At 61.1% G+C, this 15271-nt stretch carries 14 protein-coding genes; 5 read left to right on the forward strand and 9 right to left on the reverse strand.

Features of this window, described 5'->3' with window-relative positions:
- Positions 1-19 precede the first annotated feature (19 nt).
- The 7 genes from folK to dksA all read right to left on the reverse strand — a co-directional run bounded on the left by folK (position 20) and on the right by dksA (position 8839).
- A complete protein-coding gene (gene folK / locus ACXR0M_RS21375) occupies positions 20-505 on the reverse strand; it encodes a 2-amino-4-hydroxy-6-hydroxymethyldihydropteridine diphosphokinase (protein ID WP_458833733.1) in 486 nt (161 codons plus the stop codon).
- A gap of 3 nt (positions 506-508) precedes the next feature.
- Positions 509-1909 carry a polynucleotide adenylyltransferase PcnB gene (locus ACXR0M_RS21380; protein WP_458833734.1) on the reverse strand — a complete coding sequence of 467 codons (1401 nt, stop codon included), beginning with the start codon at positions 1907-1909 and terminating at the stop codon, positions 509-511.
- 734 nt (positions 1910-2643) lie between these two features.
- On the reverse strand, positions 2644-4080 hold the full coding sequence (locus tag ACXR0M_RS21385) for a sigma-54-dependent transcriptional regulator (protein ID WP_458833735.1): 1437 nt from the start codon (positions 4078-4080) through the stop codon (positions 2644-2646).
- Between the two features lie 22 nt (positions 4081-4102).
- Positions 4103-7057 (reverse strand): sensor histidine kinase, encoded by a 2955-nt coding sequence (locus tag ACXR0M_RS21390; protein WP_458833736.1) that lies wholly within the window; start codon positions 7055-7057, stop codon positions 4103-4105.
- Positions 7041-7217: a hypothetical protein gene (locus ACXR0M_RS21395; protein WP_003176118.1), complete on the reverse strand. Its 177-nt coding sequence runs from the start codon at positions 7215-7217 to the stop codon at positions 7041-7043. The genes ACXR0M_RS21390 and ACXR0M_RS21395 overlap by 17 nt, the downstream gene beginning before the upstream one ends.
- Before the next feature lie 77 nt (positions 7218-7294).
- Entirely contained in the window at positions 7295-8191 is an 897-nt protein-coding gene (gene gluQRS, locus ACXR0M_RS21400; protein WP_458833737.1) for a tRNA glutamyl-Q(34) synthetase GluQRS, read from the reverse strand.
- Positions 8192-8395: 204 nt separating this feature from the next.
- The gene (gene dksA, locus ACXR0M_RS21405) at positions 8396-8839 is read right to left on the reverse strand and encodes an RNA polymerase-binding protein DksA (RefSeq protein WP_458833738.1); all 444 of its coding nucleotides are present in this window, start codon (positions 8837-8839) and stop codon (positions 8396-8398) included.
- A 334-nt stretch (positions 8840-9173) separates the two neighbouring features.
- Between dksA and ACXR0M_RS21410 the strand changes: the two genes are divergently transcribed.
- Together ACXR0M_RS21410 and sfsA are read left to right on the forward strand one after the other, a co-directional pair.
- A complete protein-coding gene (locus tag ACXR0M_RS21410) occupies positions 9174-10346 on the forward strand; it encodes a pyridoxal phosphate-dependent aminotransferase (protein ID WP_458833739.1) in 1173 nt (390 codons plus the stop codon).
- The gene (sfsA, locus tag ACXR0M_RS21415; protein WP_458833740.1) at positions 10346-11059 is read left to right on the forward strand and encodes a DNA/RNA nuclease SfsA; all 714 of its coding nucleotides are present in this window, start codon (positions 10346-10348) and stop codon (positions 11057-11059) included. The genes ACXR0M_RS21410 and sfsA overlap by 1 nt, the downstream gene beginning before the upstream one ends.
- Here the strand turns inward: sfsA and ACXR0M_RS21420 are convergent.
- Positions 11056-11373, reverse strand: a complete 318-nt coding sequence (locus tag ACXR0M_RS21420; protein WP_458833741.1) for a Rieske (2Fe-2S) protein — start codon at positions 11371-11373, stop codon at positions 11056-11058. The genes sfsA and ACXR0M_RS21420 overlap by 4 nt on opposite strands.
- A 162-nt stretch (positions 11374-11535) precedes the next feature.
- On the opposite strand from ACXR0M_RS21420, the gene ACXR0M_RS21425 reads away from it, so the two are divergent.
- The 3 genes from ACXR0M_RS21425 to ACXR0M_RS21435 are packed head-to-tail and all read left to right on the forward strand — an operon-like array spanning position 11536 to position 14209.
- A complete protein-coding gene (locus tag ACXR0M_RS21425; protein WP_458833742.1) occupies positions 11536-12408 on the forward strand; it encodes a heme/hemin ABC transporter substrate-binding protein in 873 nt (290 codons plus the stop codon).
- Between the two features lie 50 nt (positions 12409-12458).
- Positions 12459-13442: a FecCD family ABC transporter permease gene (locus ACXR0M_RS21430; RefSeq protein WP_458833757.1), complete on the forward strand. Its 984-nt coding sequence runs from the start codon at positions 12459-12461 to the stop codon at positions 13440-13442.
- Positions 13442-14209 carry a heme ABC transporter ATP-binding protein gene (locus ACXR0M_RS21435; RefSeq protein WP_458833743.1) on the forward strand — a complete coding sequence of 256 codons (768 nt, stop codon included), beginning with the start codon at positions 13442-13444 and terminating at the stop codon, positions 14207-14209. The genes ACXR0M_RS21430 and ACXR0M_RS21435 overlap by 1 nt, the downstream gene beginning before the upstream one ends.
- A gap of 267 nt (positions 14210-14476) precedes the next feature.
- On the opposite strand, the gene ACXR0M_RS21440 is transcribed toward ACXR0M_RS21435, so the two are convergent.
- Positions 14477-15265 carry a Crp/Fnr family transcriptional regulator gene (locus ACXR0M_RS21440; RefSeq protein ID WP_458833744.1) on the reverse strand — a complete coding sequence of 263 codons (789 nt, stop codon included), beginning with the start codon at positions 15263-15265 and terminating at the stop codon, positions 14477-14479.
- Positions 15266-15271 lie beyond the last annotated feature (6 nt).

Raw genomic sequence — 15271 nt, forward strand, 5'->3', positions numbered from 1 at the left:
CTCCTACAGGGGATTTGTGTCAGGTGTGGGCGAGGCGTTCGAGGCCGACAAACGGGCACGCGGCTAGCAGATCGGCCAAGGCGCGGCCATCGGCCAGGCGCAGATCCTCGGGGGCCAGTTCGGCCAGGGGATAGAGCACGAACGCGCGCTCCTGAATCTGGTAGTGCGGGACTTTCAGGCGTGGTTCGTCGATCAGGCGCTCGCCGAACAGCAGGATGTCCAGATCCAGTGTGCGCGGGCCCCAGCGTTCCAGGCGTTCGCGGCCCTGATCATTCTCGATGGCTTGCAGCGCATCGAGCAGTTCCAGCGGCGCGAGATCGCTGTCGAGGGCCGCGACCGCGTTGGTGTAACGCGGTTGGCCCGGCAGCAGGGAGTCGCTCTGATAGAACGCCGAAACTCCGGCGAGGCGGGTCTGCGGCAATTGTCCCAGCGCATCAAGCGCGTTGCGCAATTGTTCGGCCGGGTCAGCGAGGTTGCTGCCCAGACCGATATAGATGCGTTCCATGCCTTATTCGCCCGATGTGCTCGGAGCCCCGGCGCGCTTGCGCTTGGAACCGCTGCTGCGGCGACGCTTGCGTGGTGCGCCACTGGCGTCATCGCCCTTGCCGCTGAGGTCGCGGATCATGTCGCGACGTTCGCTGTCGTTGGCGTCCTGATAGTCGGTCCACCATTCGCCCAGGCCGTCGGTCTGCTCGCCGGCGCTTTCACGCAACAGCAGGAAGTCGTAGCCGGCGCGGAAACGTGGGTTGTCCAGCAGCAAGTCGGCGCGTTTGCCGCTGCGGCGCGGCAGACGCTCCTGCATGTCCCAGATCTCGCGGATCGGCATGGTGAAGCGTTTTGGAATGGCGATGCGCTGGCACTGTTCGGCAATCAGCTCGTGCGCGGCTTCCTGCATGGCCGGAATCGGCGGCATGCCACGTTCTTGCAGACGCAACACGCGGGCCGGCAGTGCAGGCCACAGTAGTGCGGCAAACAGGAACGCCGGGGTGACCGGTTTGTTCTGTTTGATGCGCAGATCGGTGTTAGTCAGCGCTTCGCTGATCAGCGTGTGGGTGTATTCCGGGTTGTGCTCGAGTGCATCAGCACTGGCCGGGAACAACGGGGCGAACAGGTGCAGATCGACCAGCATCTCGAAGGTGATCGCGCCGTGCCCGGAGAGGAACAGCTTGAGCACTTCTTCGAACAGACGGGCCGACGGGATCTCGCGCAGCATCGGCGCCAGTTCGCGGATCGGTTGCACGGTGTGCTTCTCGATGCCGAAATTCAGTTTGGCGGCGAAACGCACGGCCCGCAGCATGCGCACCGGGTCTTCCTGGTAGCGTTGCTTCGGATCGCCGATCAGGCGGATCAGGTGATTGCGGATGTCGTGCACGCCGTTGGCGTAATCGAGAATGCGCTCGCTGACCGGATCGTAATACAGGGCGTTGATGGTGAAGTCGCGGCGTTGCGCGTCTTCTTCCAGGGTGCCGTAGACGTTGTCGCGTAGAATCCGCCCGCTCTCGTTACGCGAAGACTGGTTGCTGTCTTCGTCGTCCTCGTTTACCGGGTGATTGGCGCGGAAGGTCGCGACTTCGATGATTTCGCGACCGAAATGGATGTGTACCAGTTTGAAGCGGCGACCGATGATCCGCGCATTGCGGAATTCGGCACGTACTTGCTCGGGGGTGGCACTGGTGGCGACGTCGAAATCCTTGGGCGTGATGCCCAGAAGCATGTCACGCACGCAACCGCCGACCAGATAAGCCTGGTAACCGGCGCCTTGCAAGCGTTCGACGATGTTCACCGCGTAGCGGCTGAATTGCCCCTTTTGCAGCGAATGCTGGCCGCTGTTGAGCACTTCAGGGGTGCTGCGGATGTGTTGCGTACGACGCAGGGGAGTTCGGAATGACTGGAACAGCTTCTTCAGCATGGGATGCACTGTTTGAAGGAATGTTCGGCCATACCAAAGAATGACCGCATGATGGGCGCAGATTCTAGCATTTAGTCAGGGGATGGTGTAGGACACGGCAGATTTGAGCTGTAAGCCGCAAGCTGCAAGGGTCGAGCGAGGGAAATTCGGAGGGTTTTGCCGGACGGGAGAAACCACAAGGGGAGCCGAAGCTCCCCAAGAAGTAGTTGCGTGCTCTTTTTATTATTGATTCGGGCTTCTTGTTTTTGTTGAGTGCCCTCGCCATGAAGCTTTTCCTTCATGGCCCTCCCAATCGGGAGCCAAGAGCAAACGGATTGCTTTGGTCGCTGAGTTGCAGTGATCTTGCGATCCAACCAGTACAGGCTCTGTCTTAGGACAGTTTTTGTTGTTCTCGGCCTGGTCGTGGGGCGAGCCCCAAATACAACGCCTCTCCAAAAGAATCAGTTAGCTGCGCCTCTCGCCGTCTTGTTTTTATTGTGCGTGAGTCGATTCGTCTTATTTTTATTGTCTTGTGCATTGCTTGTTATTGTTCTTGTACCAAACATATAGCAGGTGCCGTGCCAACTTTTGCCAGGCCCAATAAAACAAGGGGTTAGCTGGCAATGGCACCTTTCTCGGGGCGAAAAAAAGCCGGGGTTTCGTTACCGATAACCCCGGCTTCTGTTACGTGAAACGACTGAGGTAACAGTTTTTTCACATCCTCAAGCGTTACTCGCACGCTCGACAGGTAACGTTCAGCTCTCGCTGGTGACCCCGGTCTTGCGCCGTGGAATGCCCAGGCGCTGCCGGCGTTCCCACAGGCATTTGCGGCTGACGCCCAGTTTGCGCGCCAGTTCGGTCTCGGTCATGTGGTCCTGATGCTCGAGGACGAAGTGCTGGAAGTAATCTTCCAGCGACAGGTCTTCGGTCGGCTCGTGACTGCTGTTGCTGGCGTTACCCGGCGTTTGTGGTGGCAGACCGATGAACTCGTCGTCTTCCAGATCACTCAGCTCGATGTCGATGCCCAGCAGGTCGGCGGAGATTTCCGGGCTTTCGCTCAGAATCACCGCGCGCTCGACCGCGTTCTCCAGCTCACGCACGTTACCCGGCCAGGAATAATGCCGGATGGCCTGTTCGGCATCGGCGGCAAATTTCAGATCGGTACGGTTGATGCGCGCACTTTGCCGAGCGAGGAACGCGTTGGCGATTTCGTTGACGTCGGCGCCACGTTCGCGCAGCGCCGGCAGTTTCAGGGCAATCACGTGCAGACGGTAATAAAGGTCTTCGCGGAACTGGCCGATTTTCGCCAGGCTCTTGAGGTCACGGTGGGTCGCGGCGATCAGGCGCACATCGACTTTTTGCGACTGCACCGAACCCACGCGGCGAATTTCGCCTTCCTGCAGCACCCGCAGCAGACGGGCCTGGGCTTCCAGCGGCAGTTCACCGATCTCGTCGAGGAACAGCGTGCCGCCGTCCGCCGCTTCCACCAGACCGGCACGACCGGCGCTGGCGCCAGTGAACGCGCCTTTTTCGTGGCCGAACAGTTCGGACTCGATCAGGCTTTCCGGGATGGCGGCGCAGTTCACCGAAATCATCGGTGCCTTGGCGCGTTTCGACAGGTTGTGCAGGGCGCGGGCCACCAGTTCTTTACCGGTGCCGGACTCGCCCTGAATCAATACATTGGAATCGGTCGGCGCGACCTTGCGGATCTTGCTGTACAGATCCTGCATCGGCGGGCACGAGCCAATGATGCCGATCTCACCGTTGCTGTTATCCACAGACGACTTGCCGCTGCCATTGGCGACTTTACCGGCAGGCACTTCGCCGGCAGATGGCGCCGACTGGTGATCACGCAGGATCCGCGCGACGGCCTGGAGCATTTCATCGTGGTCGAAAGGCTTGGCGATGTAGTCCACCGCGCCCATCTTCATCGAGTCGACCGCCGAGCGCAGGCTGGCGTAGCTGGTCATGATCAGCACCGGCTTGCCCTGACCCAGCTTGATCAGTTCAGTGCCCGGAGCGCCAGGCAGGCGCAGGTCGCTGACGATCAGGTCGAATGTGGGAATACTGAAGCGTTCTTGTGCTTCCTGCACTGAACCGGCTTCGCTGACCTGGTACTGGTTGCGTTCCAGCAGGCGGCGCAAGGCGGAGCGGATAATGGTTTCGTCTTCGACGATCAAAATGTGCGGCATTGATTCGATACTCTCGACGGTCTCAGTTCACAGCGGACGTCGCTTCGACATGACGCGGTAAGGTCACCCGGATACGGGTGCCGCGCTGGCTTTGTACATCAGCCGGGCTGTCGATGGTGATTTGTCCATAATGCTCTTCAACGATGGAATAGACCAGTGCAAGGCCCAGACCGGTACCTTCACCCGGATCCTTGGTGGTGAAGAAAGGTTCGAACAATCGATCCATGATGTTCTGCGGAATACCACTGCCTTCGTCCTCGACGATCAGATCGACCGTGTGTTCGCCGGCTTCACTCTTGACCCGTACCGCACTGTGCGGCGGCGAGGCGTCACGGGCGTTGGAAAGCAGATTGATCAGCACCTGGGCGAGTCGCTGCGGATCGCCTTCGACCCAGTGATCCGGATCGCACAGGTTGTAGAACTGCACTTCGAAGTTGCGGCGGTTCAGCGCCAGCAGGCCAATCGCATCCTGCGCGACTTCAGCCAGACAGACCGGCTCGTCGCTGTGCTGATGGCTGCCGGCGTGGGCGAAGCTCATCAGCGACTGCACGATGCGCGACACGCGCTTGGTCTGTTCGAGGATCTGTCCGCTGATTTCGGTGAGTTCGCCGTCTTCTTCACGCTCTTCGCGCAGGTTCTGCGCCAAACAGGCGATGCCGGTGATCGGGTTGCCGATTTCATGGGCCACACCCGCCGCCAGTCGACCGATGCTCGCCAGACGTTCGGAGTGCACCAGTTTGTCTTCGAGCATCTGGGTTTCGGTCAGGTCTTCCACCAGTAGCACCAGGCCGCTGTTGCCCGGCGCCAACGGTTCGTCGATCGCCGCTTTGTGCAGGTTCAGCCAGCGGGTCTGGCCATCGAGGGCCAAGTGTTGCTTGTGCAAATGTTCGTCGGGCAGGTTGATGAAGCCTTGCAACAACGGCTTCCACGGATCGGCAATGGTGCTCAGGCGTGAACCGACCACGCGTTGTGCGGCGATCCCGGTGAGTTCTTCCATGGCCTTGTTCCACATCAGGATCTCTTGATCCTTGGCCAGCGAACAGACGCCCATCGGCAGTTCCTGCAGGGTCTGGCGGTGGTAGCGGCGCAGGGCGTCGAGTTCCGCGGCGAGCCCGGTGAGGCGTGAGTGGTAGTCCTCGAGGCGGCTTTCGATGAAGTGGATGTCTTCAGTGACATAATTTTCGCCGCCGGCCTTGTACGGCAGGAAGGTTTCAACCATGTCCTGCGCCACGCTCGGGCCCATCAGGCCGGAGAGATTGGCTTCAATCCGGTCACGCAGGCGGCGCAGCGCATAAGGGCGGCGTTCGTCGAACGGCAGATACAGGTCGCGCAGCGCTTGCTCGACTTCTTTCTGCGCGGCTTTGGCGCCCAGCGGTTTGGCCAGTTGTGTGGCGAATTCCTGCGGCGAGGCGGCGTGCAGCTCGCGCCGTTGCGGGCGGCGCACGTTATCCACCGCACAGGCTTCGGCGGCGCTGGCTTCTTCCGGACTGGCGTTGGTAAACAGCGAGATCAGGGTGAACATCAGCACGTTGGCCGCCAGCGAGGCGATCGCCGCCATGTGCCAACTGGTGTCGTCCAGTACGTAAATCATGTTCAGCAACGGGATATAGAAACCCTGCAGATTGCCGACCAGCGGCAGCAGCATGGTCACCACCCACACCAGAATCCCCGCCAGCAGACCGGCGATAAAACCACGGCGGTTGGCGGTCGGCCAGTACAGCACCGAAAGCACACCGGGCAAGAATTGCAGGGTCGCGACAAACGCGACGATGCCGAGGTTGGCGAGGTCCTGTCCGGCACCGAGCATCAGATAGAAGCAGAAGCCGGCCATGATGATCGCGACGATCAGCGCCCGCCGCGTCCATTTCAGCCAGCGATAAATGTTGCCTTCGGCCGGCGGCTGATAGAGCGGCAGTACCAGGTGGTTCAGGGCCATGCCCGACAGCGCCAGGGTGGTGACGATGATCAGACCGCTGGCAGCGGACAGCCCGCCGACGTAAGCCAGCAATGCCAGTGGTTTGCTGTTGGCGGCGATGCCAATGCCCAGGGTGAAGTATTCCGGGTCGGTGGTGGCGCCGAGCTTCAGGCCGGCCCAGAGAATCAGCGGCACCGCCAGGCTCATCAACAGCAGGAACAGCGGCAGACCCCAACTGGCGCTGACCAGCGAGCGCGGATTGAGGTTTTCGGTGAAGGTCATGTGATACATGTGCGGCATCACGATCGCCGAGGCGAAGAACACCAGCAACAGCGTGCGCCACGGCCCTTCCTGCAGCGGCGTGTGCAGAGCGGCGAGGGCGGTCTGGTTCTGCAGCAGCCACAGCTCCAGCTGTTGCGGGCCGTCGAACACGCCGTACAGCGCATACAGGCCGACGCCGCCGAGGGCGATCAGTTTGATCACCGACTCGAAGGCAATCGCGAACACCAGCCCCTCGTGTTTTTCGCGGGTGGCGATATGTCGGGAGCCGAAGAAAATCGTGAACAGAATGATCAGCGCACAGAACGCCAGCGCAACGCGGCTCTGGATCGGTTCGCCAGTGAGAATGCCGATGGAGTCGGCGACCGCCTGAATCTGCAAGGCCAGCAGCGGCAGTACGCCGATCAGCATGAAGATCGTGGTCAGCGCGCCAGCCCAAGTGCTGCGAAAGCGGAAGGCGAACAGGTCTGCCAGCGACGACAGTTGATAGGTGCGGGTGATTTTCAGAATCGGATACAGCAGCACCGGCGCCAGCAGAAACGCACCGGAAACCCCGAGATAACTGGAGAGAAAACCATAGCCGTACTGATAGGCCAGGCCCACCGTGCCATAGAACGCCCAGGCACTGGCATAGACCCCCAGCGACAGGGTGTAGGTCAACGGGTGGCGAATGATCGCCCGCGGGATCATGCCCCGTTCGCTGATCCAGGCCACGCCGAACAGCGCCGCCAGGTACGCGGCGCTGACCAGGATCATCTGGGTCAGGCTAAAGCTCATCGGCATCTTTTTGGCTCTGCAGGATGAAGGTCACGACAATCAGGATCAACCAGAGCAGATACGGCCGATACCAGGCGCCCGTGGCGTCGATCCACCAATCCATGATGGCTGGCGAAAACAGATAGATTCCCACGACCAGAAGCAGGACCAAGCGATAGATGTACATCCCGGCCTCTCTTTTTTATGTGCGTGCCCGAAAACGTGCGGCGATGGTAACGGATGGGCGCGCCACTGCAAGTGTCGTCATTGCAGTTGCGCTTCGGGCAAGGTCAGTGTGCGCGGGATTCGGGTCGCGTCCCAGTGGCTGGCGCCCCATCGCAGCAGCTCTTGCGGGGAGGCATGCGCCAGCTCGGCGCCGGGGTTTTGCCCCAGTGCACGCAGGGCGCGCAGCAGCAACGGCGTGGCTTGATCAGCCTCCAGCGGCGGCGAGCGGTAGGACTTGCCGAGCTTGTTGCCGTCCGGTTGCGTGATCAGCGGCAGGTGCAGGTAACGCGGTTGGCGCAAGCCGAGCAGTTCTTGCAGGTACAGCTGGCGTGGGGTGGAGTCGAGCAGATCGGCACCGCGCACGATGTCCGTGATGCCTTGCCAGGCGTCATCCAGCACCACCGCCAGCTGATAGGCATACAGGCCATCGCGGCGGCGAATCACGAAATCGCCGACATCGCGCCCCAGGTGCTGACGAAACTCGCCCTGCACCCGGTCGATGAAGTGATATTCCAGCTCCGGCACGCGTAAACGGATCGCCGCATCTTGCTGCTCGTGCCCGGCATTGCGGCACAGCCCCGGGTAAATCCCGTTATAGGGCTCGAGCTGTTTACGTGAGCAGGTGCAAGCGTAAGCCAGGCCATGGTTGAACAGGCTATTGAGGACTTCGGCGTAAGCGTCGTGGCGATCGCTCTGGCGCACCATCTCGCCGTCCCATTCGAAGCCATAGCTTTCCAGCGCCTTGAGAATCGCCGCCTGCGCCCCGGGTTCTTCACGGGGAGGATCGAGATCTTCCATGCGCACCAGCCAGCGTCCGCCGACTGCGCGCGCATCGAGGTAAGAGGCGAGGGCCGCCACCAGAGAGCCGAAGTGCAGGTGGCCACTGGGGGTGGGGGCGAAGCGGCCGATGTAGGCGGGGGTGGTTTTGGCAGTCATGGAGGTGATACTACGTTTTCAACGCTTGCACACAACACCTGTGGGAGCGAGCTTGCTCGCGAAAGCGGTGTGTCATTGAGCATCAGGATGTCTGATCCGGCGCCTTCGCGAGCAAGCCCGCTCCCACAAATGCAAAGGCAAGGACGCAAAAGGCAGAAACAAAAACGGAGCGTTCGCACGCTCCGTTTTCCGTTCAGGTCGAGATTACTTGCCGACCTGTTTTTCCTTGATTTCCGCCAGGTTCTTGCAGTCGACACACATGTCGGCAGTCGGGCGGGCTTCAAGGCGTTTGACACCGATCTCGATGCCGCAAGAGTCGCACCAGCCGTACTCTTCGTCTTCGATCAGTTGCAGGGTCTTGTCGATCTTCTTGATCAGTTTGCGCTCGCGGTCGCGGGCGCGCAGCTCAAGGGCGAACTCTTCTTCCTGGCTGGCACGGTCGGCCGGGTCAGGGAAGTTGGCCGCTTCATCTTTCATGTGATCAACAGTGCGGTCGACTTCCTGCATCAAGTCCAGTTTCCACTTGGTCAGGATCTTGGTGAAGTGCGCGCGCATTGGAGCGCCCATGTACTCTTCGCCCGCTTCCGGAACGTAGGGTTCGAAACCGCTGAGTGTCTGATTAGCCTGTTGCTTTGCTTGGGTGGGCATGAAATGGACCGCCTCTACTCTTGTAATCCATTGCGCAGGATTGCTCCATCACCGACACCTGCCGGCCCTGCGACTGCAAGCGGGCGAACTTACCAGATCAATCCGGCCTGCGCTACTCCCGGATGTCGAGGTCCCGGCGGGTGGCGCTTGCAGAAGTTTGGCAAGTCATGTCCGAGAGTGATGGAGGCCTGTTCAATCACTGATTTTAGTCAATCCTGGAGCGTACGCGCATATCGTTACAGTCCAGCGTTCTTGAGGCTGTGACCGCAGCGGGTTCTCGCTCGTTCCGGCAGACGGGTAGAATCGTCTCTTTTTCCCCGTCGAAGGAAAACCGATGCCTCAGGCCTACAGTGCGCGCAGTCGTGCGATCGAACCGTTTCATGTGATGGCGCTGCTGGCGCGGGCCAACGAGTTGCAGGCCGAAGGGCACGACGTCATTCACCTGGAAATCGGCGAGCCGGACTTCACCACGGCAGAGCCGATTATCCGTGCCGGGCAAGCGGCGTTAACCGCCGGCAAAACCCGTTACACCGCGGCGCGGGGCATTCCCGAGCTGCGCGAGGCGATCTCCGGTTTCTATCAGACGCGTTATGGCCTGAACATCGATCCACGACGGATTCTGATCACGCCCGGCGGCTCCGGTGCGTTGTTGCTGGCCAGCGCCTTGCTGGTCGACCCCGGCAAACACTGGCTGCTGGCCGATCCGGGTTACCCGTGCAACCGGCATTTCCTGCGTCTGGTCGAAGGCGCCGCGCAACTGGTGCCGGTCGGTCCGGACGTGCGTTATCAACTGACTCCCGACCTGGTGGCGCGGCATTGGGATCACGCCAGCGTCGGTGCCTTGGTGGCCTCGCCCGCCAACCCGACCGGGACGATCCTGACCCGCGATGAACTCGCCGGGTTATCCACCGCGATCAAGGCGCGGCACGGGCATCTGGTGGTGGACGAGATCTATCACGGCCTGACCTACGGCACCGACGCGGCGAGCGTGCTCGAAGTCGATGACAGCGCGTTTGTCCTCAACAGTTTCTCCAAATATTTCGGCATGACCGGTTGGCGCCTCGGCTGGCTGGTAGCGCCGGATGCGGCTGTCAGTGAGCTGGAAAAACTGGCGCAGAACCTTTACATCAGCGCCCCGAGCATGGCTCAGCACGCCGCCTTGGCCTGTTTCGAGCCGGATACCATTGCCATCCTCGAAGAGCGTCGTGCCGAATTTGGCCGACGTCGCGACTTCCTCCTGCCAGCGTTGCGCGAGTTGGGTTTCAACATCGCCGTGGAGCCGGAAGGGGCTTTCTATTTGTATGCCGATATCACCCAGTTCGGCGGCGATGCCTTCGCGTTCTGCCGACACTTCCTTGAAACCGAACATGTCGCCTTTACCCCGGGGCTGGACTTCGGCCGTTATCAGGCCGGTCACCATGTGCGTTTTGCCTACACGCAAAACCTCCCGCGTCTACAGGAAGCGGTGGAGCGAATTGCCCGTGGCCTGAAGAGCTGGCAAGGCTGATGCGTTTTTATCCGGCTCTGGAAGAGGCGCGGCTGATCCGCCGCTACAAACGCTTTCTCGCTGACGTTGAAACTATCAACGGCGAATTGCTGACCCTGCACTGCCCGAACACCGGTTCCATGCTCAATTGCCAGGTCGAGGGCGGACAGGTCTGGTTCAGCCGCTCCAATGACCCCAAACGCAAGCTGCCCGGCACCTGGGAAATTGGCGAAACCCCGCAGGGCCGGCTGTTTTGCGTAAATACCGGGCGCGCCAATGCGCTGGTTGAGGAGGCGTTGCAGGCTGGGGTGATCAGCGAGTTGAACGGTTTCACGGCGCTTAAACGTGAAGTGGCGTACGGCCAGGAAAAAAGCCGCATCGACTTTCGCCTCGAGTACCCGAGTGGCCCGGCCTATGTGGAAGTGAAAAGCGTCACCCTGGGGTTCGACGGGAGCAACGTTGCGGCGTTTCCCGACGCGGTCACCCAGCGCGGTGCCAAGCATTTGCGGGAACTGGCGCACCTGGCTCGTGACGGCATTCGCGCGGTGCAGCTGTATTGCGTCAATCTCGGCGGGATCGAGGCGGTGCGGCCGGCCGAGGAAATTGATTCGGCCTATGCGGATGCCTTGCGCGAAGCCGTGGCGTGCGGGGTCGAGGTACTGGCCTACGGCGTACGGTTAAACCATGAGGAGATGCTGATCGACCGGCAACTGGACGTCTTGCTCAACGGTTAAACATCTATCCACAGCCCTTGGGTATCTTCGCGGCAAGGAATGGCGGTGAGAGACTGCCCGGCGCAGGGGCCGGCGACGCATTCGCCGTCCTCGATCAGAAACAGGGCGCCATGGGTGGCGCACTGAATCAGGCTGTTGCTCGGGTCGAGAAACTGGTCGGGCTGCCACTCCAGCCCGATGCCGCGGTGCGGGCAGCGGTTGAGGTAGACGTAAACCTGGCCCTCGCGGCGCACGGCAAACAGTTTATTACCGTCTATTTCGAATCCACGGCTGCCGGCCTCGGCCAGTTCGGCGCCCGTGCACAAAAACTTCATGGCTATCCTCAAATGTCGGCTCGTTAGCGGATATGTCCGAGCTTGACGTTTAAATGCAAACAATTATCAAATGGCCGCCTTCATTCGTCTCGCGGTGACCGATGCCTAGGATACTGGCTCGTTGCTCCGATGCGCGGAAAAACCTGCTCAAGGAAGCTGTGTATGCGCCTGAAAATCCGCGTGGCTGTGCTGTGTGCCGGACTGTTCATCAGCCATCTGGCGGCAGCGGCCGATCTGCCGCAGCGTTGGGTGAGCGCTGGCGGCGGATTGTCGGAGTGGGTCAGTGCGTTGGGCGGCGAGTCGAAACTGGTTGGCGTCGACACCACCAGTCAGCATCCGGAATCGTTGAAAGCACTGCCGAGCATCGGCTATCAGCGCAGTTTGTCGGCCGAGGGCATTCTCAGCCTGCGCCCGGATATTCTTGTCGGCACCGAAGAAATGGGACCGCCGCCGGTCATTGCTCTAGTGAAAGGCGCCAAGGTGCGGGTCGAACTGTTCTCGGCGCAAGCGGATCTGCCAACCCTGGAGAAGACCGTTACGCATCTGGGGCAGTTGTTGGGCGCACAAGCGCAGGCGTCTCAACTTCTGGAGAGTTATCAACAGCAACTGGCGGCGCAGAAAGCCCGGGTCGCCAAGTTGCAGGCTCACTATAAAGCCCCCGGCGTGCTGGTGCTGATCGGGCACGCCGGCGGCAAGCCGCTGATCGCTGGCCAGGACACCGCCGCCGACTGGCTGTTGCAACAGGCGGGCGGCCGTAATCTGGCGACGCATAGCGGTTACAAGCCATTCTCCGTGGAAGCGCTGGCCGGGCTTGATCCCGAGGTGCTGGTGTTCGCTGATCGCGCGCTGAGCGGTGAGGCGGCGAAAGCGGCGCTGTTCAAGGAAAACCCGATTCTCCAATCCAGCCGCGCGGCCATGGCCGGACGGGTGCTGGAGCTGGATCCGACGCTACTGGTCGGTGGGCTCGGGCCGCGCTTGCCGGCGGCGTTGAAAGGCTTGTCTGACGACTTTTACCCGACCAAGGGCAAGCCATGACCCGATTGGTCAAACCGCGCAGCCTGTTTATCGGCCTGACGTTGTTGTGTCTGCTGGCGATCTGGCTGTCGCTGGCGTTGGGGCCGGTCAGCTTGCCGCTGCTGGACACCTTGCGCGCGGCATTGCGCATGCTCGGCGTACCACTGGCGCCGGACGGTCTGGAGCAGGCTGAGTTGATCCTCGGGCAGATTCGCTTGCCGCGCACCTTGCTCGGTTTGGCTGTTGGCGGTGTGCTGGCGCTGTCCGGCGTGGCGATGCAGGGTTTGTTTCGTAATCCGTTGGCCGATCCCGGGTTGGTCGGGGTCTCCAGCGGCGCGGCGTTAGGGGCCGCAGTCGCGATTGTCGGTGGCTCTTTTTTTGGCGGCTTGCCAGAGTGGTTCGGGCCGTATCTGCTGTCGGCGTGTGCGTTTCTCGGTGGGCTTGGAGTGACCGCGCTGGTCTATCGCTTGGGACGGCGCAACGGTCAAACCAACGTCGCGACCATGCTGCTGGCGGGGATTGCCCTGACGGCGCTGGCCAGTTCGGCGGTGGGACTGTTCACCTATCTGGCGGATGACGCGACCCTGCGTACGCTGACCTTCTGGAACCTGGGCAGCCTCAATGGCGCCAGTTATGCGCGGCTCTGGCCGTTGCTGATCATTAGTACCGGCGTTGCGCTGTGGTTGCCGCGTCGCGCCAAGGCTCTGAATGCCTTGCTGCTCGGTGAATCCGAAGCCGGGCATCTGGGGATTGATGTCGAACGCCTGAAGCGCGAACTGGTGTTTTGCACCGCGCTGGGTGTTGGCGCAGCGGTTGCCGCTGCGGGGATGATTGGTTTCGTCGGGCTGGTGGTGCCGCACCTGGTGCGTTTATTGGCCGGGCCGGATCACCGCGTGCTGTTGCCAGCTTCGGTATTGGCCGGGGCCAGTCTGTTGTTGCTGGCAGATCTGGTGGCGCGGCTGGCGCTGGCGCCCGCCGAGTTGCCGATCGGCATTGTCACCGCGTTTATCGGCGCACCGTTCTTTCTTTATCTGCTGCTGCGAGGACGGGCGTGATGCTGCGTGCGCACAATCTGCACATCCGTCGCAGGCGCAAGACCGTCCTCAGCGACGTCAGCCTGCAACTTGAACCGGGTGAAGTGCTGGGTGTGCTCGGGCCGAACGGCGCGGGTAAGAGCACATTGCTCGGCGCCTTGTGCGGAGAACTGGTGGCCAGTGAAGGCGAGGTTTCGCTGGAGGGGCAGGCCTTGAGTCAGTGGACGGGCACGCAGCGTGCTCAGCGTCTGGCAGTGTTGCCGCAAGTGTCGACGCTGGACTTTGCCTTTCGCGTCGAAGAAGTGGTCGGCATGGGCCGTCTGCCTTATCAGAGCGGTCGAGTGCGCGATGACGAGATTGTCGCGGCAGCGCTGGCCGCAGCAGATGCCGGACATTTGAGTGGCCGCAGTTATCTGGCGTTGTCCGGTGGCGAGCGTCAGCGTGTGCATCTGGCGCGAGTGTTGGCGCAACTGTGGCCGGGGCAGACCGGGCAAAACCTGTTGCTGGACGAACCGACGTCAATGCTCGATCCGCTGCATCAGCACACGACGCTGCAAGCGGTGCGCGAATTCGCCGATCGTGGCGCGGCAGTGCTGGTGATCCTGCATGATCTGAATCTGGCAGCGCGCTATTGTGATCGGGTGTTGTTGCTCGAAGGCGGGCGCCCGGTAGCACTGGATACGCCGCAGCGGGTATTGCGAGCGGATACGCTGAAAGCCGTGTTCGGTCTTGAAGTGCTGGTGCAGGCGCATCCTGAGCGTGGGCATCCGCTGATCATTGCCCGCTGATTACTCATTGAGGTGACGGCATCGGCGGGATGCGCCTGTGACTTTTCCACAGGCAAAAAAAGACCCGGTAAAAACCGGGTCAAATAACCGTGATTAGCCTGATGAGGAGATAATCTGAGAGTCCGAACCAAGGGCTTTTCAGAATATCGACTGATCTCGCGACCAGTTGTGATAATCATAGCGATTCTCATTAACGAGTCAACCCTTGTTTTTCGCTTTCCTGGATTTGCTCGCTTGAATGGCTGAAATGCCCCGGAAACACAGGACTTAACGCGCGCTCATTCGGGTGATCTGCTGATTGAGCTGAGCAATGCGCCGCGCCATGCTCTCGATCAGACTGTGGGCGATTTTCGGATTGTTGCGGGTCATGCTCAAAAACTGATCACCGGGAATCAACATTACCGTACTCGGTTCACGAGCGATGACCGTGGCATTGCGCGGCTCACCGGTGAACACCGCCATGGCGCCGAAAATCTCGTCCTTGGGCACGTCGCCGACCTTGTGCCCGTCAACAAATGCTTCGGCATGGCCATCGATGATCACGAAGACGTGATCGGCGACATCGCCCTGCCGGATCAACACTTCACCGCTCTCGACCCGCTTGAAGCCATTGGTGCTGCGGAACTCCCGGGGTTTCAATTCGGCCACCGCGTGGGCCAGCATCGCCATCTGCCCCAGCAAGTACTCCAACAGTTGCCCGGCCCGTTCGGGATCGGCAAACACGTGTTGCAGCAGTTCAGCCCGCCGATAGGGCAGCAAGCGCAGTGGCCCGTCACTGCACAGACGGCAGTCGGCCCAGCCTTGGCCCTGTTGCAGACCGATCAAGTCGCCTTCCTGCCAATAAACAATTGCGCGACCGCCGATGCGGCCGTTGATCACGCCTTCTGTAAGCAAATACAGCTGATCGCCAGGTAACTGCCGCAGCAGATCGTCAGAGGTTTCCGCTTCCAGCGTCGGCCCGCATGGTGCAAGCCCTTCGAGCCAGCGCGCCGGCAAGCTCTGCAAACGATTGATCAGCGCATCAACCGGTGCCGATTGTTCTCCGAGCAGATACATGGCCGT

The organism is Pseudomonas sp. Eth.TT006, assembly GCF_054456575.1.